Origin of the sequence: Actinoplanes sp. NPDC051513 (assembly GCF_044454685.1) — a bacterium.
Lineage (GTDB): Bacteria > Actinomycetota > Actinomycetes > Mycobacteriales > Micromonosporaceae > Actinoplanes.
On the sequence record NZ_JBITDW010000013.1, the window covers coordinates 69,342 to 94,044 of the forward strand.

Annotated in this window: 25 protein-coding genes and 3 pseudogenes; 11 read left to right on the plus strand and 17 right to left on the minus strand. The window is 68.8% G+C overall.

Features of this window, described 5'->3' with window-relative positions:
- Positions 1-22 precede the first annotated feature (22 nt).
- The 5 genes and pseudogenes from ACIA5D_RS32960 to ACIA5D_RS32980 all read right to left on the minus strand — a co-directional run bounded on the left by ACIA5D_RS32960 (position 23) and on the right by ACIA5D_RS32980 (position 3,793).
- Complete coding sequence (locus tag ACIA5D_RS32960) at positions 23-727, minus strand: DUF899 domain-containing protein (protein ID WP_396034272.1); 705 nt, start codon at positions 725-727, stop codon at positions 23-25.
- Positions 728-821: 94 nt separating this feature from the next.
- A complete protein-coding gene (locus ACIA5D_RS32965) occupies positions 822-1,355 on the minus strand; it encodes a DUF5134 domain-containing protein (protein ID WP_396034273.1) in 534 nt (177 codons plus the stop codon).
- Entirely contained in the window at positions 1,315-2,049 is a 735-nt protein-coding gene (locus ACIA5D_RS32970; RefSeq protein WP_396034274.1) for a hypothetical protein, read from the minus strand. The genes ACIA5D_RS32965 and ACIA5D_RS32970 overlap by 41 nt, the downstream gene beginning before the upstream one ends.
- A 24-nt stretch (positions 2,050-2,073) precedes the next feature.
- Positions 2,074-2,268, minus strand: a pseudogene (locus ACIA5D_RS32975) (sigma factor); the annotation flags it as partial.
- Between the two features lie 412 nt (positions 2,269-2,680).
- The gene (locus ACIA5D_RS32980) at positions 2,681-3,793 is read right to left on the minus strand and encodes a zinc-binding dehydrogenase (protein ID WP_396034275.1); all 1,113 of its coding nucleotides are present in this window, start codon (positions 3,791-3,793) and stop codon (positions 2,681-2,683) included.
- Between the two features lie 265 nt (positions 3,794-4,058).
- Here ACIA5D_RS32980 and ACIA5D_RS32985 point away from each other — a divergent pair, with 265 nt between their 5' ends.
- Both ACIA5D_RS32985 and ACIA5D_RS32990 read left to right on the plus strand, forming a co-directional pair.
- Entirely contained in the window at positions 4,059-4,817 is a 759-nt protein-coding gene (locus ACIA5D_RS32985; RefSeq protein WP_396034276.1) for an SDR family NAD(P)-dependent oxidoreductase, read from the plus strand.
- Positions 4,814-5,665: an SMP-30/gluconolactonase/LRE family protein gene (locus ACIA5D_RS32990; RefSeq protein WP_396034277.1), complete on the plus strand. Its 852-nt coding sequence runs from the start codon at positions 4,814-4,816 to the stop codon at positions 5,663-5,665. The genes ACIA5D_RS32985 and ACIA5D_RS32990 overlap by 4 nt, the downstream gene beginning before the upstream one ends.
- 152 nt (positions 5,666-5,817) lie before the next feature.
- Here the strand turns inward: ACIA5D_RS32990 and ACIA5D_RS32995 are convergent, their stop codons facing one another.
- The gene (locus ACIA5D_RS32995; RefSeq protein WP_396034278.1) at positions 5,818-6,054 is read right to left on the minus strand and encodes a hypothetical protein; all 237 of its coding nucleotides are present in this window, start codon (positions 6,052-6,054) and stop codon (positions 5,818-5,820) included.
- Between the two features lie 31 nt (positions 6,055-6,085).
- Between ACIA5D_RS32995 and ACIA5D_RS33000 the strand changes: the two genes are divergently transcribed.
- Positions 6,086-6,493 (plus strand): zinc-binding dehydrogenase, encoded by a 408-nt coding sequence (locus tag ACIA5D_RS33000; protein WP_396034279.1) that lies wholly within the window; start codon positions 6,086-6,088, stop codon positions 6,491-6,493.
- Positions 6,494-6,608: 115 nt separating this feature from the next.
- Here the strand turns inward: ACIA5D_RS33000 and ACIA5D_RS33005 are convergent, their stop codons facing one another.
- On the minus strand, positions 6,609-7,505 hold the full coding sequence (locus ACIA5D_RS33005) for a hypothetical protein (protein ID WP_396034280.1): 897 nt from the start codon (positions 7,503-7,505) through the stop codon (positions 6,609-6,611).
- A gap of 402 nt (positions 7,506-7,907) precedes the next feature.
- Between ACIA5D_RS33005 and ACIA5D_RS33010 the strand changes: the two genes are divergently transcribed.
- Together ACIA5D_RS33010 and ACIA5D_RS33015 are read left to right on the plus strand one after the other, a co-directional pair.
- Positions 7,908-8,708, plus strand: a complete 801-nt coding sequence (locus ACIA5D_RS33010; RefSeq protein ID WP_396034281.1) for an alpha/beta fold hydrolase — start codon at positions 7,908-7,910, stop codon at positions 8,706-8,708.
- Positions 8,709-8,772: 64 nt separating this feature from the next.
- Entirely contained in the window at positions 8,773-9,006 is a 234-nt protein-coding gene (locus ACIA5D_RS33015; RefSeq protein ID WP_396034410.1) for an RICIN domain-containing protein, read from the plus strand.
- A 69-nt stretch (positions 9,007-9,075) separates the two neighbouring features.
- Here ACIA5D_RS33015 and ACIA5D_RS33020 read toward each other — a convergent pair whose 3' ends face one another.
- From ACIA5D_RS33020 to ACIA5D_RS33030, 3 genes and pseudogenes are all read right to left on the minus strand, one after another.
- The gene (locus ACIA5D_RS33020; RefSeq protein ID WP_396034282.1) at positions 9,076-9,705 is read right to left on the minus strand and encodes a TetR/AcrR family transcriptional regulator; all 630 of its coding nucleotides are present in this window, start codon (positions 9,703-9,705) and stop codon (positions 9,076-9,078) included.
- A 148-nt stretch (positions 9,706-9,853) separates the two neighbouring features.
- A pseudogene (locus ACIA5D_RS33025) lies at positions 9,854-10,141 on the minus strand (hypothetical protein); the annotation flags it as partial.
- 4 nt (positions 10,142-10,145) lie between these two features.
- A pseudogene (locus ACIA5D_RS33030) lies at positions 10,146-10,285 on the minus strand (IS256 family transposase); the annotation flags it as partial.
- A gap of 330 nt (positions 10,286-10,615) precedes the next feature.
- Here ACIA5D_RS33030 and ACIA5D_RS33035 point away from each other — a divergent pair.
- The gene (locus ACIA5D_RS33035) at positions 10,616-12,406 is read left to right on the plus strand and encodes a DUF1996 domain-containing protein (protein WP_396034283.1); all 1,791 of its coding nucleotides are present in this window, start codon (positions 10,616-10,618) and stop codon (positions 12,404-12,406) included.
- 206 nt (positions 12,407-12,612) lie between these two features.
- Positions 12,613-13,443 carry an NAD(P)H-binding protein gene (locus ACIA5D_RS33040; protein ID WP_396034284.1) on the plus strand — a complete coding sequence of 277 codons (831 nt, stop codon included), beginning with the start codon at positions 12,613-12,615 and terminating at the stop codon, positions 13,441-13,443.
- A gap of 45 nt (positions 13,444-13,488) precedes the next feature.
- On the opposite strand, the gene ACIA5D_RS33045 is transcribed toward ACIA5D_RS33040, so the two are convergent.
- The 3 genes from ACIA5D_RS33045 to ACIA5D_RS33055 are packed head-to-tail and all read right to left on the minus strand — an operon-like array spanning position 13,489 to position 14,671.
- The gene (locus ACIA5D_RS33045) at positions 13,489-13,647 is read right to left on the minus strand and encodes an NAD(P)-binding protein (RefSeq protein ID WP_396034411.1); all 159 of its coding nucleotides are present in this window, start codon (positions 13,645-13,647) and stop codon (positions 13,489-13,491) included.
- Between the two features lie 4 nt (positions 13,648-13,651).
- Positions 13,652-14,131: a hypothetical protein gene (locus ACIA5D_RS33050; protein WP_396034285.1), complete on the minus strand. Its 480-nt coding sequence runs from the start codon at positions 14,129-14,131 to the stop codon at positions 13,652-13,654.
- 48 nt (positions 14,132-14,179) lie between these two features.
- Entirely contained in the window at positions 14,180-14,671 is a 492-nt protein-coding gene (locus tag ACIA5D_RS33055) for a methyltransferase family protein (RefSeq protein ID WP_396034286.1), read from the minus strand.
- A 114-nt stretch (positions 14,672-14,785) separates the two neighbouring features.
- On the opposite strand from ACIA5D_RS33055, the gene ACIA5D_RS33060 reads away from it, so the two are divergent.
- Positions 14,786-15,433 carry a TetR/AcrR family transcriptional regulator gene (locus ACIA5D_RS33060; RefSeq protein ID WP_396034287.1) on the plus strand — a complete coding sequence of 216 codons (648 nt, stop codon included), beginning with the start codon at positions 14,786-14,788 and terminating at the stop codon, positions 15,431-15,433.
- Positions 15,434-15,627: 194 nt separating this feature from the next.
- On the opposite strand, the gene ACIA5D_RS33065 is transcribed toward ACIA5D_RS33060, so the two are convergent.
- The 4 genes from ACIA5D_RS33065 to ACIA5D_RS33080 form a co-directional block, all read right to left on the minus strand.
- Complete coding sequence (locus ACIA5D_RS33065; protein ID WP_396034288.1) at positions 15,628-15,837, minus strand: hypothetical protein; 210 nt, start codon at positions 15,835-15,837, stop codon at positions 15,628-15,630.
- 167 nt (positions 15,838-16,004) lie between these two features.
- On the minus strand, positions 16,005-16,907 hold the full coding sequence (locus tag ACIA5D_RS33070; protein ID WP_396034289.1) for a DMT family transporter: 903 nt from the start codon (positions 16,905-16,907) through the stop codon (positions 16,005-16,007).
- Positions 16,908-17,050: 143 nt separating this feature from the next.
- Positions 17,051-17,740, minus strand: coding sequence for a response regulator (locus tag ACIA5D_RS33075; RefSeq protein WP_396034290.1), 690 nt, complete (start codon positions 17,738-17,740; stop codon positions 17,051-17,053).
- Positions 17,737-18,933, minus strand: coding sequence for a sensor histidine kinase (locus tag ACIA5D_RS33080; RefSeq protein ID WP_396034291.1), 1,197 nt, complete (start codon positions 18,931-18,933; stop codon positions 17,737-17,739). The genes ACIA5D_RS33075 and ACIA5D_RS33080 overlap by 4 nt, the downstream gene beginning before the upstream one ends.
- Positions 18,934-19,670: 737 nt before the next feature.
- On the opposite strand from ACIA5D_RS33080, the gene ACIA5D_RS33085 reads away from it, so the two are divergent.
- The 3 genes from ACIA5D_RS33085 (at position 19,671) to ACIA5D_RS33095 (ending at position 24,640) form a co-directional block, all read left to right on the plus strand.
- Positions 19,671-20,084 (plus strand): DoxX family protein, encoded by a 414-nt coding sequence (locus tag ACIA5D_RS33085; protein WP_396034292.1) that lies wholly within the window; start codon positions 19,671-19,673, stop codon positions 20,082-20,084.
- Positions 20,085-20,109: 25 nt separating this feature from the next.
- Entirely contained in the window at positions 20,110-22,272 is a 2,163-nt protein-coding gene (locus ACIA5D_RS33090; protein ID WP_396034293.1) for an MMPL family transporter, read from the plus strand.
- An 871-nt stretch (positions 22,273-23,143) separates the two neighbouring features.
- Positions 23,144-24,640 carry an alpha/beta hydrolase gene (locus ACIA5D_RS33095; protein WP_396034294.1) on the plus strand — a complete coding sequence of 499 codons (1,497 nt, stop codon included), beginning with the start codon at positions 23,144-23,146 and terminating at the stop codon, positions 24,638-24,640.
- Positions 24,641-24,703 lie beyond the last annotated feature (63 nt).

The window sequence follows — 24,703 nt, forward strand, 5'->3', positions numbered from 1 at the left end:
GGCCGGCGATCGCCGTTTGCGGTTACGCGTTGTAGGTGTCGTGCAGGGCGAACTGGGTGACGTGTGACTGCCGGCCCATCGGCGTCAGGTCGAGATAGCTGTAGGTGTTGACCAGCGGGTCAAGGCCGCGCTCGTACGTGGAATAGGTGTGGTAGACGTCGTCTCCGTCGCGCAGGAAGACGCTCAGCCCCTGCCACTCGCCGCTGGCGTACCACGGTGTGCCCTTCGCGAGAAGGGTTTCCTTGTCCTTGTAGTTGTATTCGACCGGCGCCACCGATTCGTCGTTGGTGACATGGAAGTCGTAGTTGAAGTCGTTGCCGAAGGAGGAGTACCACGGAATGGTCCACCCCATCCGGCTCCGGAACGGCGTCAGCTTGGTGATCGGCGCCCGCGATACCAGCGCGACGGTGGTGTTGTTCGCGTGCAGGTGCTCGGGGTGGCTGATGTTGTCCACCAGCAGCGAGCAGCTGTTGTGGCCCTCGTCGTCGTCCGGGCCGAACATGAAGTGGTAGATGATGAGCTGGTCACGGCCCTCGAACAGATCGAGCAGGCTGAGTTCTCCCTCCGGGCCCTCAAACGTGTAGCCCTTGTCGATCTTGACGACCGGCAGCTCACGACGTCGCGCGCCCACCCCGTCCTGCGCGAGCAGAGCCTCCTTCTCGGCTTTGAGAAGCTCCTTGCGAGCAGTGACCCATTCCTCTCGGGACACGACCTTCGGCAAATCCATTGTCATTCCTTCTGGTCGGTTCTTCTTAGCTATAGAGACTCCGCGGGCGCACGTTTTTCATCGCACGGGCGGAGGGAGGTCTTCGACGTCACAGTCAGGCCATGGCCAGGAACATGGCGGCCATGCCGATGCTCATGACGCCATGGCTCGCGGCCTCGACCGCAGGCCGACGCTTTCCAAGCTCGTGGTGGTTCGATTTCCGGACGGCCCGCAAAGCCACGGACAACCAGGGCCACGCCGCGACGACGAAGTAAACGGTGAGCACCGCCGCGGTGAGCCCGTCAGCCGGGCTCACCGCCGGGGCGGGCCGCGCCGAAGCCGGGTGTCCGCCCATGGTGTGCGGGTCGGTCATCACGGCGATCGACCAGGTGACCGCGCCGGCCATGGCCGCATGGTGAAAGTCGTGCCACCGCGAGCCATGCGATTGCGTACGGTCGAGTGGCCCATGGACGGCCCGGACGAAGAACCAGCCGGCGGCCAGCGTGAACGCGGCCTCCTGCGGCCAGACCGGCAGCTTCGAGCCCCACGACCAGGACGCAAGGATCATGGCGGCGCAGCCCACGACGTGGATGACGCGCGACAGCCGGTCAACGACGGTCGCCGGGGAAGCTGTGCCCGCCTTCACCATCAAAAACGTCAGGCCCGCGGCCCCGAAGATGACCGTCAGCGTCCACTTGACGAATATCGAGTCGATCAAGGGGGCTCCCCGGGTCGATGAAGTGCGGTTGGCCGCCCGCGCCCACGGGACCACCGGCGGGGACGGGGCGGCGACCAAGAAAGGCGACGAGCTGGTCGCTGCCGCTGGCCGGCGGTGAGATCGGCACCTCGGGTCCGAACAACGGCTGCCGGGTCGCATCGGTGACGACCAGCTGCAAGAGGCTCAGCAGTCCGAGGGCGAGCGGTTCCGGTATCGATCTCGCCACGCCACAGGTCACGGAGATGTCCCAGCCGTGCACCGCGATCTCCGCCGCCGCGGTGATGAATACCCAGCCGCTTGCCAGGAACTGATCACCCACCGCCATCCGGCGACCGGCTCCGCCGGCCTTGACACAGCTCTGCAGCAGCAGCCGGGAATGCGATCGGAATGTCGCGGCCGGCGACGCGGCCGGCGCGTTCCCGAGGCCTGGGTTCTCGTGGTCGGGCGCAACGGTTCGGTGCAGTTCGTCGATCGATTGGTTGAGGTGCAGCAGCAGGGCCCCCAGATCCCAGGCTTCGCACGGAGTCCGCAGCGACTCGCTGCCGGGCACGACGTCGTCGACGCACGCGGAGGCATAACCGATGGCGTATCCAAGCAGCCGAACCGGGCCATTCGTCGTCGTCACGGCCTACCTCGGCGTCCCGGCACCGATCCGGTACAGCCACAATCGCGTCGACGAGCGCCCTTCGAAGTCGTCGTACGAGCGCCACGCCCGCACGTATGTCTCCTGCACCAGATCCTCGGCGTCGTGGAACGAGCCCATCATGCGGTAGCAATGGGCCAGCAACTCCTGGCGGAACGGATACGTGAGGCGGACGAACTCCTCGTCCTCCACGATATGCATGACGCACCGCCGCTTTCCGCACCACACGTGCTTCTTCTCGTCAGCAGACAACAGGCCGAAGGCCGGAAATGCTCGACCGCGCCCGGCTAGGGCGCCGGATGCAGGCCGGCGGCGTTCAGGACAGATCAATCGGTGTAGTAGTCACTCTGATAAGACTCGACCGGGGCCCGAAAATCATCGGCACTCCCGCAAGTCTTTCCGCCAGATTGTCGCTCGGGGAGCAGCATCCGCAGGTCCGGCCGCCGCTGATCCCGCACCACGTTCGTGCCGCGCGCGACCCTTGGTCAGCGCCGCAGCAAGCGAGTCGCCGCCACAAACCCGTTCGCCGCCTACGATCGCCGATCAGCTACGCAGGGAGCCGGTGCTGGCGGTCGGCTGCCGACCGCGGCACGAACCCGCGCCGCTTCGCCGGTCAGGCCGGGACGATGATTCCGCGGCCGACCGCGCCGCCGATCAGGTCGCTCACCGCGTCGTCGATCCGATCCAGCGGATAGTGCGTTCCGACGAGTTGGTCGATGGGTAGGCGCCCGGCCTGGTACAGCGACAGCAACTTCGGCACGTCCAGCTGGGGATTGGACGATCCGTAGAGACTGCCGACCACCCGGCGCTCCCGCTGCACCAGCGGATTCAACGGCAGGCTCAGCTCCTGACCGGCCGTGCCGAGCCCGATGGCCACCAGCGTGCCGCCGGGTCGCAGCGCGTCGAAGCCCTGCCGCAGGGTGGCCGGTCGCCCGATCGCCTCGACGGCGTAGTCGAATCCGTCGGCTTCGATGTCGGTCAGCGCTGCGGCCACGTCCTCGGACCCGGCGTGTACCACGTGCGTCGCGCCGAGCCGGGTGGCGGCCTCCAGCCGCTCGGTGACCATGTCGACCACGACGATCGGGTACGCCCCGGCCAGCGCCGCCCCCATCACGACGGACAGGCCGACTCCTCCCGCGCCGAAGACCACCAGGCACTGGCCGGCACAAGATCCGATCGCGTTGAGTACGGCGCCGACGCCGGTGATGACCGCACAGCCGGTGATCGCGGCGATGCCGGCGGGCACGCCCGGCGGGATGGGCACCACGGCCCGTTCCGAGACGATCGCGTATTCGGCGAAGCAGGAGACGCCCATCAAGTGGTGCACGGGCGTCCCGTCGGGCCGGCGCAGGCGGGTGGTCCCGTCCTGCAGGCCGCCGGACGCGGCGTGGATGGCGCCGGATTGGCACAACGCCGGTCGTCCGGTGAGGCAGTACCGGCAACGCCCGCAGCGAGGCCGCCACATCAGGCCGACCATGTCCCCCGGCCGTACGGCGGAGACCTCCGCCCCGACCGCCACGACCTCGCCCGCGCCTTCGTGGCCCGGCACCAACGGCATCCGGCTGGGCAGGTCGCCGGTCAGGTAGTGGTAGTCGCTGTGGCATACCCCGGCCGCGTCGATCCGCACCAGCACCTCGTCCCGGGCCGGGTCGGCCAGGTCCAGCTCCTCGATGGCGAGCCCGCCGCCCGTTCGTTCCAGCACCGCGGCCCGGATGCGCCTCGTCATTCGGCTGCGCCGTGGCACCGGAATCGTCCGGCCGCAGGGCCTCGGGAGCGCCCGAAATCGGTGCCATTGACCTGCAAGATCACCATCCGGCTCACCCGTTCAGAAAGTTTCGCGGTACTTGCGAAAGTGTCGCGGTGAGCGGCAGCATACGAGCGTCGGCAATTCGGGGTCAAGAGCGCGCCAAAGTGCGCAGACAGGCCAGTTTCCGCAACGAAAGCAGGGCCTTCCCGGCCCGAAACTTTTCTGAGTGCCATGGAGAGTGGACATGACGGCCGAGTTCGCCACGTACCCGTCGCTGCGCGGCCGGGTCGCGTTCGTCAGCGGTGGCGCGTCGGGGCTGGGCGAGGAGTTCGTGCGGCACCTCGCCGGTCAAGGCGCACGAGTGGCATTCGTGGACATCGACGAGGACCGCGGCGCTGCCCTGCAGCGGGAGCTTGGCGAGGACAGCCTGTTCCGGGCATGCGACGTCCGGGACATTCCCGCTCTGCAGTCCGCGCTGGCCGCGGCGGCCGACCGCTTCGGCCCGGTCCGGGTACTGGTGAACAACGCCGCCGACGACCGGCGGTACCGGGTCGACGAGTTCGATGTCGCGCTGTGGGACGACCGGATGGCGGTCAACCTCCGGCATCACTTTTTCGCCGCCCAGGCAGTGGCGCCCGGCATGCGCGACGCCGGCGGCGGGTCGATCATCAACCTGGGCTCGATCAGCGCGCACATCGACCTGCTCGAAATCCCGGCGTACATCACGGCGAAGGCGGGCATCGAAGGCCTGACCCACACCCTGGCCCGCGAGTTCGGCCCGTGGCAGATCCGGGTCAACTGCATCCTCCCCGGCTGGATCATGACCGAGAAGCAGCTGACCCACTGGGTGACGCCGGAGGCGGAGGCGTCGATCGTGCGCAACCAGTGTCTGCCGGGCAAGCTGTACCCGGACGACGTGGCTCGGATGATGCTGTGGCTGGCGGCCGACGACTCCCGGTCGTGCACGGCGCAGCAGTGGATCGTGGACGGTGGGTGGATGTGAGGACGGCGCGGCAGGTGACCGATGTGGTCACCCATCATGGCGAGGGCCCGTTCTGGGACGGGGCGGCCGGTCGGCTCCTGGTGGTCGACATGCTGGCCGGGGCGGTGGTCGCGGTCGTGCCGGGCGGCGACGTCCACCGGTACGAACTGGGCGGCGTGGCGGCGGCCGTCCGGGCCCGGGAAGCCGGCGGTTACGTGCTGGCCACCGAACGCGCTTTCCAGCGATACACGGCCGACTTCACGCCCGACGGCCCGCCGATTGCGGCGTTCGACGACCCAGAGATCCGGATGAACGACGGCGGCTGCGACCCGCAGGGCCGGTTCTACTGCGGCACGATGGCGTACGCGATGACGCCCGGCGCCGGTGTGCTCTACCGGCTCGACCCCGACCTGACCGTCCATCAGGTGCTGACCGGCGTCACCATCTCCAACGGCATCCAGTGGCCGGCCGACGGCCACCACGTGTGCTACAACGACACCCCGACCGGCCGGGTCGACCGGTACTCCTTCGACCCGGACACGGGTACCTTCGGTGCCCGCGAGACCCTGGCGGCCATCGACCCCGCGCAGGGCCAGCCGGACGGGATGGCCCTGGACGCCGAGGGCGGCCTCTGGGTGGCTCTGTGGGGCAGCGGCGCGATACACCGGTACGCGAGCGACGGCACGCTGACCGAGCGGATCGACGTGCCGGCCCGGCAGACCACCGCCTGCGCCTTCGACGACGGCACCACGCTCTTCATCACCACGTCACGGGACGGCCTGGGCAACGCGGCGGAATCGGGGGCCGGTGCGGTGTTCGCCATCGATGTCGGGGTCGAGGGAGCCCGCCAGTACGCCTTCGCCGGCTGAGCCCGACGGGCGCACGGGTCCAGCCATGTCGGAGGCGGTGCCGTGAGCATCGCTGTCATCGGGTCGGCATCGGCAAGGATCTGCGTACATCGGCTCGAAACGGTCGGGCTGCGTTGCCGCCTTGCCGGAGGCCGACCGGTCGTGACGCGCTTTCACGTGGTGGGGACGGTTTCGATAAGCCCGGTGGCTGTTGCCTGGAGTAGCTGTCGGAGCCGGGGGTGAAAGTCGAGAGCGACGTGACCCCATCTCGGCACCTGCTCGTAGAGCGCGGCAAGCGTCGGTGTGGGGTGCGATACCTGCCAGAAGCTGGCGGCGAACGCGAGAGCGGCGGCCACCAGGGCCTGGATCTGCTCGATTGTCATGCTGCTCGCGCTGTCCAGCGCGCTCACGATCTCGTCGTAGGCGGCGAACGAGTTGATCTTGTACTGGATCGTCGACTCGGCCGAGCTGCGGGATGCCCTCAGCGGCGAGAAGTTCGACGTCGTCGTCGACCCGGTGGGTGGCGAGGTTCGCACGCAGAGCCTGGACCTGCTGGCAGTCGGCGGGCGCCTTCTGGCGGTGGGAAACGCCGGCGGCGACTGGACTCACCAGATCGGCAGCAACCAGCTCTGGCTGGGAAGCATCACCGTGTCCGGCTTCAACGCAGGCGCCTACCTGCCCGCGCACCCGCAACTGGCTCGCCCGGCGCTCGAAGCAGCGCTGAAAGCGGTTGCCGCAGGGCTGGGCGACACCGAGGTCGACGTGCTCCCGTTCGCCGAGGCCGCCATCGCGCACGAGCGGATGGAGAACCGCACCCTCAACGGTCGCATCGTCCTCACCCCGGCCTGAGGGGCGCTGATCCGGGAGAACCCGTTCCCCCGGATCAGCGCGTCGCCTTCCTCTTGGGCGTGGGACTCACGGTGGCTTGGTTTCTGAGTCTCAGTGAGTCCCACCATCGGGTGCGCTAGGCCGTGACGTAGCCGTTGAATACGTGGACCCCGTCGAAGGCGCCGCTCGAGTTCGCCCGGTTCGTGCTGAAGTACAGCTTGCCGTCGCTGAGTCCGACGCCTTCGATTTCGAACGTCGAGTATGCCGAGGACGTGATGCGGAACGAGAGGTCAGTGGCCGCGGGCGCGGTCCCGGTCGTGGTCGGCGACACGTTCCGGTAGACAAGCACGATGCTGCGGTTGTCCTTGGTCAGCGGGTAGTAGAGGACCTTCGTGGCCTCGTCGTAGAAGAAGCCCTGGTTGGCGAAGGTGCCCAGGTCGGGCACCGTTGCGCCATTGACGAGGGCACCGTCGACCTGCAGGTCGAACGCCTTGGTCAGGTCGATGGTCCCGGAGGAGGCGCGGAGCGGGAGGCTGCCGTTGTAGACCGTCGTGCCACTCTTGAACATGAACGTGATCGCGGTGCTGGTGACCGAGACTCGATCGATCCCGGATGGCGTAGCCGCGGCCCCGTTGAGACGCACCTGGTACGACCCGGCGTTGTAGTAGGTGGTGCCGTCGTAGCGCAGCCTCACGAGCTGCGCGCCGCTCGCCTCCATCGTGACGACGAACATGTGGTGCTGCCCATCGATGTCGACGATCGTCATGTCGTTCCCGTGCCCGAGCCAGGTGTTGGTCGATGTGTTGTCGGTACCGTTCTTCATCACCACTCGCTCACCGGTGGTCTTGTTGACACGGTAGATGGCCGCGATGTCGTCGTAACCGGTGTGGTTCTTGATCGAGTAGAGGTAGGTGGTTCCGGCGGCGAAGCCCTGTACGCCGGTGCAGCAGCTTGTATCGGGCGTGCTGGCTATGTCGGTGTACGTGTTGTAGTAAGCAGCTTGAGCCGCGGCGGCCGGACCACCGATGATCATCGCGACCGCCAAGCCACATGCCACCGCGGCGCGCGACATTCTTACCTTGAGCAATGGGATCCCCTTCGTTGATCAGATGTAACCAATCACCTTGGTGGCGGGTGGCCAGGATTGATCTTGCGCTCCTTGGCGCGTTCATACCAGCATGTGAATGAATCGATGGCGTGCTCGGCCATGGTGTCGGGAGTCCGCGAGCCGCATAACGCCCGCCGCCCGTCGCGCTCGACGACCTTGCTGCGGATCCGCAAGTGATCGCGTTCCTCACATGGCCGACGGCGCGCGAGGCCTGATGTCGGTCATGGGAAACTTCGGCGAGACTGACTGGACCTCGGCAGCGGTGCGCTGGACGGCTCTGCAAACGGGCCTGAAGAGGCATTCAGCAGTCATGGAGGAGGACGTCTGATGAGCCGAGTGACGTCGAAGGACGGCACGTCAATCGCGTACGAGCGGCAGGGACAAGGACAAGCGGTCATCCTGGTGGGTGGCGGCATTACCGACCGTTCGGAGAACGCGCCACTGGCCGCCGAGTTGGCGGCGCATTTCACGGTGTACAACTACGATCGGCGGGGCCGAGGACTCAGCGGCGATGCGCCACGGTACGCCGTACAGCGCGAGATAGAGGATATTGAGGCGCTGCTCATCGCCGCCGGCGGGTCCGCGCACCTGTATGGCGTGTCGTCGGGTGGTGCGCTGCTGTTGGAGGCCGCGGCGGCCGGTCTGCCCGGGATCAACAGGCTCGCGGTGTACGAGGTGCCGTACGACATGGCTGACGATTGGCCGCACCTATGGCGGGACTACGTCCGACAACTCGAGACCGCGCTCGCCGAGAACCGGCGCGGCGATGCGTTCGAACTATTCATGCGGTTGGCGGGCTCCTCTGACGAGGACATCACGGGGGCGCGGAACTCGCCGATGTGGCCCGGCCTGGAGGCGATCGCACACACGCTTGCCTACGACGCGGCCTGCCTGGGAAACGGCCAGCCCCCCGTTGCCCGCTTTGCAAACATCACGCAGCCGACCTTGGTGGCCACGGGCGGCAACCGGATGCCGGGTTCGGCCAGATGGATTCGTGCGCTCGATCCGGCCGCGGACGCGATCGTCGCGAGCATCCCCAACGCCCGCCGCCAGATCATCGTCGGCCAGTCACATGTGGCCGAACCGAAGGTGATATCAGACGTCCTCAAAGACTTCTTCCACCGCTGACGTCGACCGCCGGCCGGCCACCGCCAACCGGCATCGCGCGCTTGGCGGGCCCGTCGACTTCTTCATCAAACCGCAGAAGCCCAGCCACTCGCAATTCCGCGGCGACCTCGACTGCAATCGCGGCTACGAGTGGTGGACCATGGAAGAGGCGAAGCGCCGCAACCCCGCCATCAAGCTGATCGCCGACGCGCAGTCCGGCCTGTGTCTGGACGCGAACGGCGCCGGAACCGCCAACGGCACCGCGGTCATCGTCTGGACCTGCAACGGCGGGAACAACCAGAAGTGGACGCGAAACTGATCGACGGGCGGCTCTGATCGCGGCGGGCGCCGGCCGGCGCCCGCCGCGATCTCGAACTATCCGCCCTGGCTAGAGCAGCTCCTCCGCCGCGTCCTTCAACGAGGTCAGGACGCGGCGGGTTTGCGGTGTGTCCGGAAGCAACGCGAGGAGCAGCGGAGTGGTCGAGAAAGTCGACTGGTGGACCATGAGGCGAAGAACCCATTCCATGCCCGCCGCCAACTCGGCGAGGGGATCGGTCGCGCCGCCGCCGCGTACCCAGTTCCCGAGCGCTGATCGGTGGATTGCGTCGATGAGGGCCGCGAGCGCCGTCGACTGGAAAGGCGGCGCGTCGGGTGGGAGGTGATCGCGCAGGAACGAACGTATCAGCGCCACGTACCGCTCGTGCTCGACGACCTCCCGCTTCCGCAGCTCGGGCACGACGCGCGTCAGTTTGTATCGCCGGAGGACGAGCTCGGGACGGCTGAGGAAGTCGCGCAGTGACTCCTCCGTGGCCGCGATGACGGCATCTACCGGATCTGTGCCGGGAGCGGCTTCGACGAGACACCGCTCGACCAGCCCGAGGCGTTCGGTGTGGTCCGGGAATACGAGCTCGTCTTTGCTCTCGAAGTGCCGGAAAACAGTGCGGCGGGAGACGCTGGATGCCTCCGCCACGGCTTCGACGGTGACGTTTGCGTACCCTTCCTTCAAGAACAAGGCCATCGCCGTTTCCGATATCCGGTACTTGGTCTCGAGTGCTTTTCGCGAAATCACCGGCAGGTGCCCTCTCCTGACGTGGTGTTGCGCGAACGTCAGTCACCGCGCATCGTGAGTTGCCGAAACTGTAACCCTGAGCCGCGCTTGCCGCGGCTCACCGCCTCGGCGGGCCGGCGCCGGCCGGCCTGCGACGTGGTGACCTGCGGCGCAGCTGCCGGGCCAGCCATTGATGGCGGACGGTGCCCCAGATGCCACGGCGGAACAGCAGCACGACGAGGACGAAGACGGAGCCGGTGACCAAGTCGATGCCGTGGAAGTCGGACGAGGCGAGGTAGTCGGCGAGCGTCACGGTGAGGAACGCGCCCAGGATTCCTCCCCACAGCGTGCCGATGCCGCCCAGCACCGTCATCAGCACGACGTCGCCCGAGGTGCTCCAGTGCACCTTCGAAGGTCATCTCGAAGGCGTTCAGGGCGGTTTCCAGCGGATCGCACACCGGCGTCGTCCGGTGCCGGTGGGGTCCAGGATCATGATCGCCAGGTAGACGCATCTGAGCGCGGCGGTCTCGTTGGGGAAGTGGCCGCGGGCGCCCCCGTGGACGAGTACAGCCGTCGTCTGCCCCGCCACGACCAGCAGGCCCCAGCGTCCCCATCGGCCACACCCGATACGCCCGGCCCAGGGGTAACCACTGGCCCCCGCTGCCGGCTCAACGCCCTTGAAGGCACGGGTCTCGCGTGCGGCCGTCCGGGACGTCCACGGTGATGAATGCGCCGCGGCGGGACGCGGGGGTTCCGGCCGAGTTCTTACCGATCGGTGACGTGCCGACCAAACACTGATCGACCTCCCACGATGCGGCCGTACCCGAACGCGACGGCCGGCGAACGACGGGCCGGTTCTTGCAATCGAGGAGACTACGAGATGAGAACGCGTTATGAAAGGCGACCGTCGCGCAGCGCGAAGACCACAAGATTGGTCCTGGTGGCGGTGGTGCTCGCGGCGACCGGCGCGCTGACAGCCACCTTCGTTTCCAGCGGCGGAAAGGGCACCGCGGACGCGGCCACCGAACTGTCGGTCTTCGTCCCGATCGAGCAGGTCGAACCGAACGTAGCGCGCCCCCGGACCGGACCGAACGCCTCGACCGGCCGGTTCACCGTCGATTGCGGAACCAACGCCAACGGCAAGTTCAGCCCGGACAACCCGGTCGCCCAACCCGGCATCAAGAACGGCGCCGAACACGTGCACGACTTCGTCGGCAACCTCGCCATCACCGCGAACTCCTCCGACGCCGACCTCGACTCCTCCGGAACCACCTGCCGCAACGGCGACAAGTCCGCCTACTTCTGGCCGGTCGTACGGATCGACCGGTCCGTGCGCGCCGGCAGCACCGACGTCCAGCAGGCGCTGGCGGCCACCTCAGGAACCGTGGTCTGCCCCTCGATGCGGGACCGCCTTCCCGCCGTACCTTCGCGGGTGAAGATCGCCGTCGACCGGCGGCTGGCCGACCTGGACCGGCTCGAGGTCACCGCTGACCGGCGCATCCTCGCCACCCGCGGCGTGAACGCCCAGCTCAACAACGACGTGCTGCAATGGCTGCGCACCCGCCGATCGGCCGTGCTGAACGACCTCAGCGACACGATCCGCGCTGCCGGCGGGCAACGCCCGGCCCGCCTGCTCTCGTTGACCGACTGCGACATCAGCTACGACGGCATCCACGCGAACCTGCACTCCGGACACACCACCGCCGCGAACTCGGCCACCCCGCAGGTGCGCTGCCCATCCGTACGGGATCAGCTGCCCGGCGTACCACAACAGGCCCTCGCCGAGGTCGACCGCAACCTCGCCGAGCTCGACCGGCAGATCTCCGAGGCGAACGAACGCCTGGTCAGCAGCCGCGGCCAACGCGGCGCGAACTTCGCCGAGAACGCCATCCTCGGCCCGCTGACGGCAAAACGCACCGCCGTGCTCGATCGGATCGCCACCGCCATCGGCCGCAACAGCACCCGCCCCCAAGGCCTCGACGCGCTCGCCGCGTGCACCCTCGACCAGGACAACGGTCAACAAGACGGAAACCAGCAGAACGGCACCGGGCAGAACACCGGCCAGCCGTCAGCGGCACCAACCAGCAGCGCAAGCCCGCTACCGGACCCGCAGGGCCCGAACCTGGAACTGCCCAACAACACCGGCAAGATCCTGCGACCGGCCTCGGTTCTCATCGAGTACCGCGGCAACCCGGTCAGCAAGGTCGTTCCCATGCCCAAGTTCCTGCGTGAGCTGACCGGTGACGCCAAACCCACCAGCCGCGGCCCGGCCAACGCCCGCGCCACCTGGACCTGCTCCGGATTCACCGACCGTCTCTCCGACAAGTACCCCATCTGCCCAGCCGGCCGGCAGGTCCAGCGCGTGCAGGACTTCCCCGGCTGCTGGGACGGCAAGAACACCGACAGCACCAACCATCGCAGCCACGTCGCCTTCGCCGACAAGAACACCGGCGTCTGCCCGCAAGGCTTCCTCGCCATCCCTCAACTGCGCATCACCATCTCCTACAACATCCCGCGAGACGTGCAGATCAAGGGCCAGTACGCCCTCGACTCCTTCCCCGAGGAAAACCACAACCCCTTCTCCGACCACAACGACTTCGTCAACGTCAACTCCGCCCAGACCATGCAACGCGTCGCCACCTGCCTCAACAAAGGCAAGAACTGCCGATAACCAACCCACCCCACTCCCACGCACGTGATCCCGTCGGGGCGGAACCCGGCAACTCGGACCGCCCCGACGGTGCGATCCTCGTCCGCCCCGACGGCCATGTCGCCTGGCGCGGCGGCCAGCTGCTGCCCCGGTGAACGGGGCGAAGGAGCACCTATATGAGAGGAACACTCTTGAAATGATGGTGACACTCTCGCAGCATGGACCACGTGAACCTTTTGGTAACTGGAGCGACGGGCCACGTCGGTGGCGCGCTGGTAGGCCAGCTGGCGGAGGCCGGGCTCACGGCTCGGGCGCTCGTACGCCGGGACGCCGCCCTACCGGCCGGCATCGAGCCGGTGCGCGGTGACCTGAACGATCCGGCATCCGTTGTGCAGGCCGTGCAAGGAGTAGATCGGGTCTTCTTGGTCTGGCCCATGGGCGACCCCGCCGCAGCCCGCGACGCGGTAGCCGCTATGGCCGGATGTCGCATCGTCTATCTGTCATCGCACGGCGCGTCAGAGGACGAGGACAGGTCTCCGATCCTGCGGATGCACGGCACTCTTGAGAGGCTGATCCGTGAACTCGCCGGCGGGTGGACCCTGCTGAGAGCCGGCGGGTTCGCCGCCAACACGCTGGGCTGGGCCGACCAGATCCGGGAGCACCGCACTGTCCGCTGGCCGTACGGCGAGGCCCGGCGGTCCCTGGTCCACGAGGCCGACTTGGCCGCGGTAGCTTTCCGGGCGCTCACCACGGACGGGCTGCTTGGGGCGACCCCACACTTGACCGGTCCGCAGGTGCTCAGTCAGATCGAGCAGGTCGAGACCATCGGCGACGTGCTGGAAGATCCGGTCACCTGGGTGGAGCTCGATCGTGACCGGGCCCGTGAACAGATGCTCGAGTGGGGCTGGCTGGACGGCGCTGTCGATGGCGCCCTGGACGCGTGGGCCCGGATGGTGACCGACCCCGAGGTCGTCTCCCCCGACGTGGAACGACTGCTGGGCAGCCCGGCCAGACCGTACGCCCAGTGGGTGCGCGACCACGTTGACGCGTTTCGCTGAGGATGTCCGCTGTCACGGTCGACGCCCGGACGGATTGGGCGCTGGTCAGCGTTTCGGTTCGAGGCGCGGAGGTTGCCAGGCTTGCACTCGGGCGGCGACGCGCGTGGTGACGGCGTCGGGCCGCTCGTAGACGACGACATCGGCGCCCAGGCGCGCGAAGGCATCTGCCGTGGCGAGGCCTGCGATTCCGGCCCCACGATGCAGACCTTCACGACTCCGCCTCGTTTCGACCGGAGTCGGGTGTGCGGATGTCCTGCTCCCGGCGGTGACGTAGCGCGATGTTGGGTACGCGAACGAATCCCGCGGCCTGCCGGACCGCGATCCCGACCAGGGCTAACGCGGCCGGGATGTGCACGACAAGCATGTCCCGGCCGGCGTGACCGGTGGCGATGACGACGATGACGAGGGCAAGGAGGAAGACCCGTGTCGCAAGCGCAGCGGGCGGGTCAGGGTGTCGCCGCCGCAGCACCAGCGCGGCCACGAGACTGGCCAGGGGCGGCAGTACGAGTGCGTTGCCGAGCGCTTCGTGCCAGGCGAGCCATTGGTGATCACCGCTCATGAAGGCGCCTGCGAAAAGTCCCTGAGCGAGAACGCCGACGGCGAGCGTGAGACCCAAGATCGCGGTGAGGCGCGAAGCAGCGATGGTGCGTGGGGCAGCAGCGATGCGCGCTGCGGATGTGGTGACCATTCGGCGTCTTCCTCCCGGGGTTGGATTGGTGGTGGCGGGTCGGCATCGTCAGGGCGGGTCGCGTGGGCTTTGCGGCGGGCGCGCTGCCGGGTTGACACGGTGAAGGCGGGGAATCCATGCCGGCACCGCGCGCACATACCGCTCATAGTTGGCTCCGAATCTGCGGGCCAGTCGCGGTTGCTCGTAGAAACGCACGGCCGTCGCTGCGACGCACCACGACACCACGGCGTAGACGACCATGCCCGCCGAACCAAACACCAGAGCCTGGCCGGTGAGGACGACGAGGAAGCCGACGTAGATGGGGTTGCGGACGTACCGGTAGAGGCCGCTCACCACGAGGCGGGGTGGCGACGCCACCGGGACGGGAGTCCCGCCGGCTCTGACGAACTCGACGAACGCGTGCACGATCGGAGCCAGGCCCAGGCAGATCAGACCGGCGCCGGCGGTCTGGGCAATCCCCCAGTACGGCAGCGGACGCTGGACCCGCCAGTAGCCGAGAAGGTACGGCAGCAGACAGCCGAAGGTGCCTCCGACTCCCACGCCCCAAGCGAATGCGATGCCCGCGGCCACTGATCTGCGCACGTCAGACTCCCGAACTCCCCTTCATAATTCTGAGAGTAACACTATCAGTTCAAGAGTGTTACTCTCAGAATTATGGTAGTTGAGCCCACGACAGACTCGCCGGAGGGCAAGGGTCGGCAGGCCCGAACCCGGCTGGCTCGCAATGCGGTTGTCGAGGCGGCCCGCACGTTATTCGTCGAGCGCGGCTACGCAGCCACCACGATGGAGGCGATCAGCGATCGATCCGATGTCCCCGCCGCCACCGTGTACCGGCTGTTCTCTTCCAAGCTCGGCATCCTGCGAGCGCTGATCGACGTCTCGGTCGCCGGCGGCGAGGGCGCGGCGCCGCTTGCGGACCAGCCCACCGCCCAAGCGCTGCTGGCCGATCCCGACCCAGTCAGACAACTGAAGGGCTTCGCCGCCGTCTGCCGCGAGGTGAACACGAGAACCGAGCCGCTGTACCGAATCCTCGTCAGCGCCGCCGGCTCAGACCCGGATGCGAACGCTTTGCTGGCCGAGCGGACCCGCCGCCGCAGTGCGGGACAAGACCTGATCGCACGAGCACTCGCCCGCGCCGGCGCCCTGAAACCGGAGTTGCGCGAGCGAGACGCGGCCGACATCATCCATGCCCTCTTGTCCCCAGAGGTGTATCAACTACTCGTCATCGACCGCCGCTGGCGGCCACAGCGGTACGAACAATGGCTGGCACAGATCCTGATCGACCAACTCCTGCCTCGATGATCAGGGTGAGTCCTCGGCGACCGCGCAAAGGCAGAACGGGTGGCCGACCGGGTCCGCATACACCCGGAAGTCCGGTCCTTCGTGCGGCGGGCGTGTAGCGCCGATCGCGCGTACGCCTTGGAATGCCGGAGGGTCTGCGCTTGATGACAGCGGCGCGGGGTCAATGATCTCGAGCGGCGCCTGCCCGGGGCGAGCTACTTCGTGTTCTTGGCTCGTCGCTCGCGTTGTTGCCAGGTCGCGCGGAGCATGGCCTTGTACATCTGCCGGGGTGCGGGCGAGTCGGGCAGCGGCTGGGCGGCCTGGGCGGCGCAGGCCTGGATCAGGTAGCCGACGAGCCGGCGCCAGGTGTCGGGGGCGGCGTCGCCGGTGGCGGTGAGCACGCCGGCGTTGGCCATGAGGAACATCGGCAGGTCCTCGGTGCTGAAGTCGGCGCGCAGCTTCCCGGCGGCTTTGGCCCGCTCGACGAGGAGCTTCAGGTCGGCGAACGCCTGGTCGCGGTCGGCCTCGAAGCGGCATCCGCCAAGGGAGCTGGGAAAGCTGAGCTCCCCGCAGGGAACCGTCGCATCGCTGTTCAGCCCAGTCCGGCCGTGACTAGGACCTTGGCTGGCGCTGCGGCCGGCCCCGGGACGACCACCGCGTCCAACGCCGCCGACGGGGCCGCGGCCGCGGTGACCGACGCGAGCCCGACCACGCCACGAGTGGTGAGCGCCGACGCGGCGAGGACGAGCAACGCTCCCGTGGTCCCGTATCGGAAACCCTCACCCAGCAGCACGATGCCGACCACCGTGGCGACCACCGGATTGGCGACACTGACCATCGCCAGCGGCGCCGCGAGTCCTCCGCCCCGGTACGAGAGCTGACTCAGCAGCAACCCGCCGACCGCCAACAGGGCGATCGCGGCCAGCGCCGGCACGGAGGCCGCACCGATCCCACCGGCGGAGATGCCGGCCGTCTCGGTCTTGATCATCACCGACACCACCCCGAACGCCGCTCCGGAGGCACCCGCGAGCAGCAAACTGCGGACCAGCGGGGACGAGGCCACCCGGGCCGCGCAGGCGAGCATGGCCACACCGGCGACCGTGATCGTCGTCAGCCACCATTCCTTGACGCCGGTGAGGACGGTGGGCCCGTCCGGCGTCGCGGTCAGTACGAGGATCCCGGCGAGCCCGGCGACGGTCAGCCCGGCATCGCGCCAGGCGCCGGCGGTGGCCCGGCTACGGGTGCGGGCGGCGGCGATCGGCAGCGCGAACAGCAGGGTGAGGGTGCCGAGCGCCTGCACCACGCCGACCGTGCCGTAGCCCAGCGCGATCACGTGCAGGCCCGCGCCGGCGCCGGTGAGCAGCAGCGTCATCAGCCAGTGTGGAGCGCTGCGGTGACCGGCGGCAGCGAGCTGTTCCTGCACGACGGCGGCGCCCGCGTAGCCGACCGCGGACAGTACGGAGAGCAGGACAGCGAACTCGATGCCGCTGGTCACGGCCGGATCCGGGTCGGTGCGTGGCTGGGTCTCATGCCTCTCAGCGTGCCGGAGAACTCCTCGATATACGTCCTACCAGCGAAGACACCGGTAGGTACTGCGTGAGTGGTACGGCCTGGCCGGACGACTACGTCGAAGCCGGGTCAGCGGGCTGGTGGCATGTCGCCGGGCCGGACCAGGCCGCTCTGGTACGCGATGACCACGAGCTGCGCCCGATCGCGTACGCCCAACTTCGTCATTGCCCGGTTGACGTGGGTCTTGGCGGTCAGGGGCGACACGTACAGCCGTTCGGCGATGTCGTCGTTCGACAGCCCGGCCGCCACCAGCGCCAAGGTCTCGCGCTCTCGATCGGTCAGCCCGCTGAGCTGGTCCGGCGACGGCAACGGCATCGGCTCGGGCAGGTCGAGGAACCGGGTGATCAGGCTCTGGGTGGCTTTCGGGGACAGCAGCGCCTCCCCGCCGGCGACGACCCGGATGGCGTCCAGCAGGTCGGCGCGGTTGACACTCTTGCTGAGGAAACCGCTTGCCCCCGCCCGCAGCGCCCGCAGCACGTTCTCATCGAGCTCGAAGGTGGTGAGGATCAGGATGCGTACGCCGGCCAGATCCTCGTCCGCGGTGATAAGCCGGGTGGCCTCGATGCCGTCCATGTCCGGCATCCGGATGTCCATCAGGACGATGTCGGCACGGGCGCTCCGGGCGAGCGCGACCGCCTCCCGGCCGTCGGCGGCCTCCCCGATGACTTCCATGTCGGGCGCGGAGTCGATGAGCACCCGGAACCCGGCCCGGATCAGGGTCTGGTCGTCGGCGAGCAGCACCCGGATCTGCTTGGTCACGTCGGTTCCCCATCGTTGATCGGTGCGGGCAGGAAGGCGTGCACCGCGAATCGGCCGCTCGCGTCGGGACCGGCGTCCAGTTTCCCGCCCACCGACGCGGCCCGCTCTCGCATTCCGGTCAAACCGTGCCCGGTGCGCGGGCCGGTCGAGGACCCGGCCCGGTTCTCGACGGTGATCAACAGCCCCTTCGCGGTGTAGGTCAACCGGACCTGGGCGTTCGGGTCGCGGCCGTGCTTGCGTGCGTTGGTCAGCGACTCCTGCACGATCCGGTAGGCGGCGAGGTCGACCGCCGAGGGCAGCCGTCTGGCCTCGCCGTCCTGCTGATGCGCGACCCGTAGACCGGCGGTCGCAACCGAGTCGAGCAGCCCGCCGAGCCGCTCCAGGCCGGGCGTCGGCTCGGTGGACGCCTCCGGGTCGTCGGCACGGCGCAGGACGGTCAGGACGGTGGAGAGCTCTTCGATCCCGGTCCGGGCGGCCTGCTGCACGTGGGACAGGGCTTCCTCGGCGAGATCCGGCTGCTGCCGCACGGCATGCACCGCCACCTCGGCCTGCACGTTGATCAGGGCGAGGTGGTGGGCAACGATGTCGTGCAGTTCGCGGGCGATGCGCAGCCGCTCCTCCGCCACCCGTCGCCGGGCCTCCTCGTCGCGGCTCCGCTCGGCGCGCGCGGCCCGGTCCTCGATCGCCGCGACGTACGCCCGCCGGCTCCGGACGGCGTCGCCGATGGCCACGGCCATGCCGATCCAGGCCAGATCCTCCAATGCCTCGGAGGAATCCCACAACTGTCCCGCGAACACCACCGCCGCGGCATAGACGATCAGCGCGGCGGCCGCACCCGCGATCCAGGCGGTCGTCCGCCTCCGGCGGGAGGCAACGGTGTACGCGCAGACTACCGACACCGTGGTCAGCACGTATATCTCCCCGCTGCTGGCCACCGCCCACGCCGCCACCGCGGTGACGACCGCCAGGACCGACACCGGCCAGCGACGACGCAACGTGATCAACAACGCCGCCAAGGCGGCGACCAGCACGTCCAGCACCGTCAGGCTACGACCCGGGATGCTCCGGGGTCCCTCCAGCACCGACAGCAGGGACAACACGCCGATGAGTACTCCCAGCAGCGCGTCTGCCATCTGTGGGTGGCGCGCCGCGGCAGCCGAGGCGCGCAGCAGCCGGGTGTTCGACAGGGCCATGCCGGTCACCGTATGCGACAGCGGCCTGCCTCGCGTCGTCCACGCGGAGTACGGCGCCGCGCGTCCCGGCTACCACCGCGGTGGTAGCCGACGGTGATCACAGCCGGAGGACGCGGACGGCACCCCGGGCAGACCATCGTGACGACATGGTCGATCAACGCGAAAGGCTGACGAAACGCCGTTACGTACGGCTATCCGGTTCCCTCGGACGCGCGGCGGATCGCTGCTACCACCCTGCTGCACGTGCCGCTGCATCGCTTCGGGCAGCCGGCAGGCTGGCTGTCGGCCCGGCGGCGAGCCGACGGTCGTGGCGATGTGCGGTGGGTGCTGCACTCCAGCGACGCTCAGTGGACTCCGAAGGAAGTGACACAGGCCATCATGCAGGCCCGTGTCCACGCCGGACTGTAGATCCAGCCGGTGTCGCGACGGTTGCCTACCACGGCCGTGGTACTCCGCATTGTCGATAGCTGTAGGACGCGGAGCGCGCCCCCGCCGGGCGATCGTTAGGCCGCCAGCCCCGATCGGGTCGAGGCGACAGTTCACCCCCGAGCCTTTCACCTTCCTTCCAGAGGATTTCTTCATGGGCACCATCGACGGGCTGCCCGCCCACGGTCTACGACGTCTACCTCATCGGCGACTCGGGCGCGCGGGCGTCCTGGACCGGCGACTACAGCCCCACGGTCATCCCGAGAGACGCCGACTGAGCTCTTTCCCACCAACTCGTTCAGGAGCGACACATGTCCACTCTTCGCACGTCCCCGTCACGCTTCCGATCCACCGCTGCCTGGTCCCTGCAGGGGCTGCTGGCCGTGGCGTTCCTGTACTTCGGCATCACGAAGTACACCGGCGGCGCGGAGGTCGTCGCGTCCTACGAGGACATCGGCGCCGGCCAGTGGCTGCGCTACTTCACCGGGACGACCGAGATCCTCGGCGGCCTCGCACTGCTCTACCTGCCGCTGGCCGGGCTCGCCGCGGCGGCCCTCGCGGCGCAGATGGTCGGCGCGACCGTCACCCAGCTCGTCTTCGTCGACGACGGCAATCCGGTCATCCCGATCGTCTTCGGGCTCCTGGCCCTAGTGATCGCGTGGCTCCGCCGCGACCGTTCGATCGAAACGCTCCGTCGGTTCCACCTTCTTCCCGTGACCCGCTGAACGACCCGTCAGGAGACTGATTTCGATGGCGCGTTATCTGTACGGCTTGGGCACCTTCGCGTTCCGGAGGCGTCGTTTCGTCCTCCTCGGTTGGCTGGTGGCCCTTGGCCTCACCCTCGGTGGTTCGATCCTGTGGTCGGGCACACCCACCAACGGGCTCGAGGTGCCAGGCACCGAAGCCCAGCGGGCCATCGACACCCTGCAGCGGGAGTTCCCCGCGTCCGACGCCGGAGGGGCGTCGGCGCAGGTCGTCGTGGCTGCCGCCGAGGGCAGGACGCTCGCCGATCCGGCTACCGCCGCGGCGGTCACCGCCCTCGTCGGCCGGCTCGGCACGGCGCCGCAAGTCACGGGCGTCACTCCGCTCGACGAACGTTCCACCAGCCCCAACGGCCGGATCGGCATCATCGACGTCGCCTACAGCGCCCGGGGCGATGACCTCACCCCGGCGGCACAGGAAGGCCTGACCGCGGCACTCGAGGCCGCGCGCGACGCCGGGCTGACCGCCGAAGCCGGCGGCAACGCGGTCGACGGCGCGCCCGCCCTGGGCAACGCCGAGATCATCGGGGTGGCCGTCGCAGCGCTGGTCCTGCTGCTGACATTCGGCTCGTTGGTGGCCGCGGGCCTTCCGTTGCTGACCGCGATTCTGGGTGTGGTCATCGGCTTCTCCGGCATCGGGCTGGCCTCGGCCGTGGTGGACATGCCCTCGGCGGTCAGCACCTTGGCCTTGATGCTCGGACTCGCCGTCGGCATCGACTACGCCCTGTTCATCACCTCCCGCTACCGTGCCGAACTCGCCCGGGGCCACGGGCAGCAGGAGGCCGCCGGCCGGGCCGTCGCCACCGCCGGCTCCGCCGTCGTCTTCGCCGGGCTCACCGTGATCATCGCCCTGGTCGGGCTGATGGTCGTCAACGTCCCGTTCCTCACCGTGATGGGCCTCGGATCGGCCGGCGTCGTCGCGATCGCCGTTCTGATCGCCCTGACCCTGCTGCCCGCGATGTTCGGGTTCGCCGGACGCGGGATCGTGGGCCGGCGCGCCCGGCGGGCGCCCTCCACCCCGGCGATCGCCAAGACCGTGGGTCAACGCTGGGTCACGCTTGTCCTGCGCCGCCCGCTGATCGCCGTGGTCGCCGGCGTCGCGCTGCTGGGAATCGCCGCCGTACCTGCCCTCGATCTACGCCTGGGGCTCCCCGACGACGGGACCGCCGCGGCGGACTCCTCGCCCCGCAAGGCCTACGACCTGGTCGCCGAAGGCTTCGGGCCGGGCTACAACGGCCAGCTCACCGTCGTCGTGGACGGCCCGGACGTCAACGCCGTCAACAAGACAGTGGCCGCCGTGCCCGGAGTTGCGTCGGTAACCCCGCCCCGCACCTCCGAGACCGGCACCGTGTCGATCTTCCAGGTGGTCCCCACGACCGGCCCCACCGACCCGGCCACCACCGACACCGTCGAGGCCATCCGGACGGCGACGTCCGGCATACCCGGCGGCGACGTGTCGGTCACCGGCCTGACCGCGGTCAACATCGACGCCTCCCAGAAGATCAGCGACTCGCTGCTGCCCTACCTCGCGCTGATCGTCGGGCTGGCGTTCCTACTGCTGCTGGTGGTCTTCCGGTCCGTGCTGGTGCCGATCAAGGCCACGCTGGGCTTCCTGCTCACCATCGGGGCGACGTTCGGTGTCATGGTCGCGGTGTTCCAATGGGGCTGGCTCAACGGCCCGCTCGGGGTGCCGGCGACCGGGCCGATCGTGAGCATGATGCCGATCTTCATCATCGGCATCGCGTTCGGCCTCGCCATGGACTACGAAGTGTTCCTCGTGACCCGCATGCGCGAGGAATACGTCGCCGGCGCCGAACCGCGCCGCGCGATCGTCGAGGGCTTCTCCAACAGCGCCCGGGTGGTGGCGGCCGCAGCCGTCATCATGATCAGCATCTTCTCCGGTTTCATGCTGTCGCCGGACCTGCAGATCAAGATGCCCGGGCTCGGCCTGGCCACCGCGGTCCTGCTCGACGCCTTCCTCGTCCGGATGACCATCGTGCCCGCGGCCCTCGCCCTGCTGGGACGCTCCGCGTGGTGGCTACCCACTTGGCTCAACCGCACCGTGCCCAACCTCGACATCGAAGGCAGCGCCCTGCACCTGCCCGCTCCCGCCGGCCACGAACCCAGCCCCGCCGTCGAACTCGCCCGATGACCGCCGTCTCCCCGACCACCCACCCTTAAATGGAAACCCATCGCAGCCCCACCCACCGAGAGCTTGACGGCCCCAGGTGGGCGGGCTCGGGGAGTTCGCGCTTGACGCACACGCGATCCGCTGCGCGCAGGGAACGCCGACGGGGTTCGGCAGGCTCTTGAGGATCAGGTGATGTCGCGCCGGATCGGCGTACCGATCGGGTTGGCCCTTGCGGCGCTCGGCGTGTGGCTCATCCGCCACGACCGGGCGGTCCGGCAGTTCCGGGTGCCGGGCCATCGCGTGACCGGTCAGATGTGCATAGACCCCGGTCCAGGCGCGCGGCTTCCCCCGTTCGGCCCAGGATGTCGGCCGATCATTCCCAACGGTGTTTGTCGGCCAGACCATCGGCGGCGGTCCCGGTTCGATGCGGCGGAACGGGCGTAGGGTGTCGATGTCGCTCTGGACCCCGGTGGCGGGATATCGCTGACGGAGAGGTTCATCGATGCGGCCCATCGGCATTGCCGTGTCCCGGCTCCAGACCGCCACGCCCGGCCTGCGCGTGCTCGATTTCGGTCTCCGTCGATCGCCCGCGGCACGCGTCCTCGCGCCGATACCGCACTCGCGTCTCCGCCAGCCGCCGGACGACGACCAGAAAACCGTCCCCCCGGGTCCGCCAGTGGCCCGGCTTAATTCTTCCCCCCGCGACGACAAGCCTAGGAGGCGACGACAAGCCTAGGAGGCACGGGGCCGCAAACCCTGACCTGGCCGATCGCCTCCGGCAACTGGGCCGTGTTCATCATGAACACCGACTCCTCGGCGGGTATCCAGGCCGACGTCACCGCCCGGCGCGCGCTGATCAGCAGGTCACCACAACCTCGTCAGGAGTACCCCCATGCGACATCCTCTGCCGAAGCGCCTTCTCTTCAGTGGACTGCTGGCCACGGCCGTCACCGTAGGGTTCGCCCCCGCCGCACCCGTCGGTGCTGCGGGGGAGGCCGCCACCGCTCCGCTACCGAAGTTCAGTGTGAACTGGGCCTCCTGCCCGAATGCCCCCACCAAGCAGTGCGGCACCATGCAGGTCCCGGTGGACTGGGCCAAGCCCGGCGGCGAGCAGACCACCGTGGCCGTGGCGCGGCGCCCGGCCGACGACCCGGCCCACCGCATCGGCACCCTGTTCTTCAACCCGGGCGGTCCGGGTGACGGCGAGGCGCACTATGTCGTGGAGAGCGACGACTGGTACTTCTCGCCGGCCCTGCGGGCGCGCTTCGACATCGTCGGGCTGGATCCCCGTACCACTGGTGGCAGCATCCACGTGAAATGCGGTGACGTGCCGGCGATCACGCCGACCGACACGGTCTTCCCACGCTCCGAGCGGGAATTCCAGGCCATGGTCCGGCACAACCGGGAGGTCGGGCTCGGCTGCCTGCGGAACACCGGAGCGCTGCTGGCGCACACCGACACGGTCAGCGTGGCCCGCGATCACGAGGCGCTGCGCGTCGCGCTCGGCGTCGATCAGGTGACCTGGCTGGGCATCTCCTACGGCACCCAGCTCGCGGCCAACTACGCCGAGCTGTTCCCGCGGCGGACCCGTGCCATGGTCCTGGACGCCGCGCTCGAGCACGGCCAGCCCGAGGTGCAACAAGTCGCCGACGAGATGATGGCCGCCGAGGACTCGTTCGACCGGTTCGCTCGGTGGTGCGACACCGCGCCGACCTGCAAGCTGCGCGGACAGGACGTCGGCGCGGTCTTCGACCGGCTGGTGGCCGGCGCGGACCGCAAGCCCATCCCCGTCGAGGGCGCGCTGCGGCCGGTGACCGGCGAGGACATCCGGATGGCCACGGTCGGCCGGCTGCGCTTCAAGGATGCGGAAGTCTTCGGACCCGGCGCGTCGTGGGCAGGCTTCTCCGAAGCCCTCGCCCGTGCCATCGACGGGGACGCCTCGGAGTTCATCGTGGCGCCCGGCGGCGTGGTCCTGGACGGCTTCTTCGACCGGTTCGCGATCGGCTGCATGGAGTACGTGCCGCAGGTCACCACGTACGCCCAGATGCGCCAGCGCATCCAGATGGGCCGCCAGCTCGCCCCGCACCTGCAGGGCGCATCGGAGACGTGGCAGGTCAACCGGTGCATCGGCTGGCCGGTCCCGGTGGCGAACCCGCCGCGGCTGCTGGACGTGCGGGGCGTACCAGCCCTGTTCGTGCACGCCGCCCACGACGCCTCGGACCCCTACCGGTGGGCGCACAGCCTCGCCGCGCAGGTCCATGGCAGCGTCCTGCTCACCCGCACCGGGGACGGGCACACGTCCTACCACACCTCCGAGTGCGCCCGAACCGCCACCGACCAGTACCTGATCCGCCCGCAGGCACCGCCGGACCGAATCTGTGAAGGCTGACAGCGACAACATCTCTTGCAAGGGCGTCCGGCGGGCGCTGGACCAGCTGCCCGCCGAACTGCG

Bases quoted from the DNA above. Each gene is read 5' to 3' on its own strand.
- ACIA5D_RS32960 (WP_396034272.1), bottom strand. From the start codon at position 727: ATGGATTTGCCGAAGGTCGTGTCCCGAGAGGAATGGGTCACTGCTCGC.
- ACIA5D_RS32965 (WP_396034273.1), bottom strand. From the start codon at position 1,355: ATGGTGAAGGCGGGCACAGCTTCCCCGGCGACCGTCGTTGACCGGCTG.
- ACIA5D_RS32980 (WP_396034275.1), bottom strand. From the start codon at position 3,793: ATGACGAGGCGCATCCGGGCCGCGGTGCTGGAACGAACGGGCGGCGGG.
- ACIA5D_RS32985 (WP_396034276.1), top strand. From the start codon at position 4,059: ATGACGGCCGAGTTCGCCACGTACCCGTCGCTGCGCGGCCGGGTCGCG.
- ACIA5D_RS33005 (WP_396034280.1), bottom strand. From the start codon at position 7,505: ATGATCATCGGTGGTCCGGCCGCCGCGGCTCAAGCTGCTTACTACAAC.
- ACIA5D_RS33010 (WP_396034281.1), top strand. From the start codon at position 7,908: ATGAGCCGAGTGACGTCGAAGGACGGCACGTCAATCGCGTACGAGCGG.
- ACIA5D_RS33020 (WP_396034282.1), bottom strand. From the start codon at position 9,705: ATGGCCTTGTTCTTGAAGGAAGGGTACGCAAACGTCACCGTCGAAGCC.
- ACIA5D_RS33035 (WP_396034283.1), top strand. From the start codon at position 10,616: ATGAGAACGCGTTATGAAAGGCGACCGTCGCGCAGCGCGAAGACCACA.
- ACIA5D_RS33050 (WP_396034285.1), bottom strand. From the start codon at position 14,131: ATGGTCACCACATCCGCAGCGCGCATCGCTGCTGCCCCACGCACCATC.
- ACIA5D_RS33060 (WP_396034287.1), top strand. From the start codon at position 14,786: ATGGTAGTTGAGCCCACGACAGACTCGCCGGAGGGCAAGGGTCGGCAG.
- ACIA5D_RS33065 (WP_396034288.1), bottom strand. From the start codon at position 15,837: ATGTTCCTCATGGCCAACGCCGGCGTGCTCACCGCCACCGGCGACGCC.
- ACIA5D_RS33080 (WP_396034291.1), bottom strand. From the start codon at position 18,933: ATGGCCCTGTCGAACACCCGGCTGCTGCGCGCCTCGGCTGCCGCGGCG.
- ACIA5D_RS33085 (WP_396034292.1), top strand. From the start codon at position 19,671: ATGTCCACTCTTCGCACGTCCCCGTCACGCTTCCGATCCACCGCTGCC.
- ACIA5D_RS33090 (WP_396034293.1), top strand. From the start codon at position 20,110: ATGGCGCGTTATCTGTACGGCTTGGGCACCTTCGCGTTCCGGAGGCGT.
- ACIA5D_RS33095 (WP_396034294.1), top strand. From the start codon at position 23,144: ATGCGACATCCTCTGCCGAAGCGCCTTCTCTTCAGTGGACTGCTGGCC.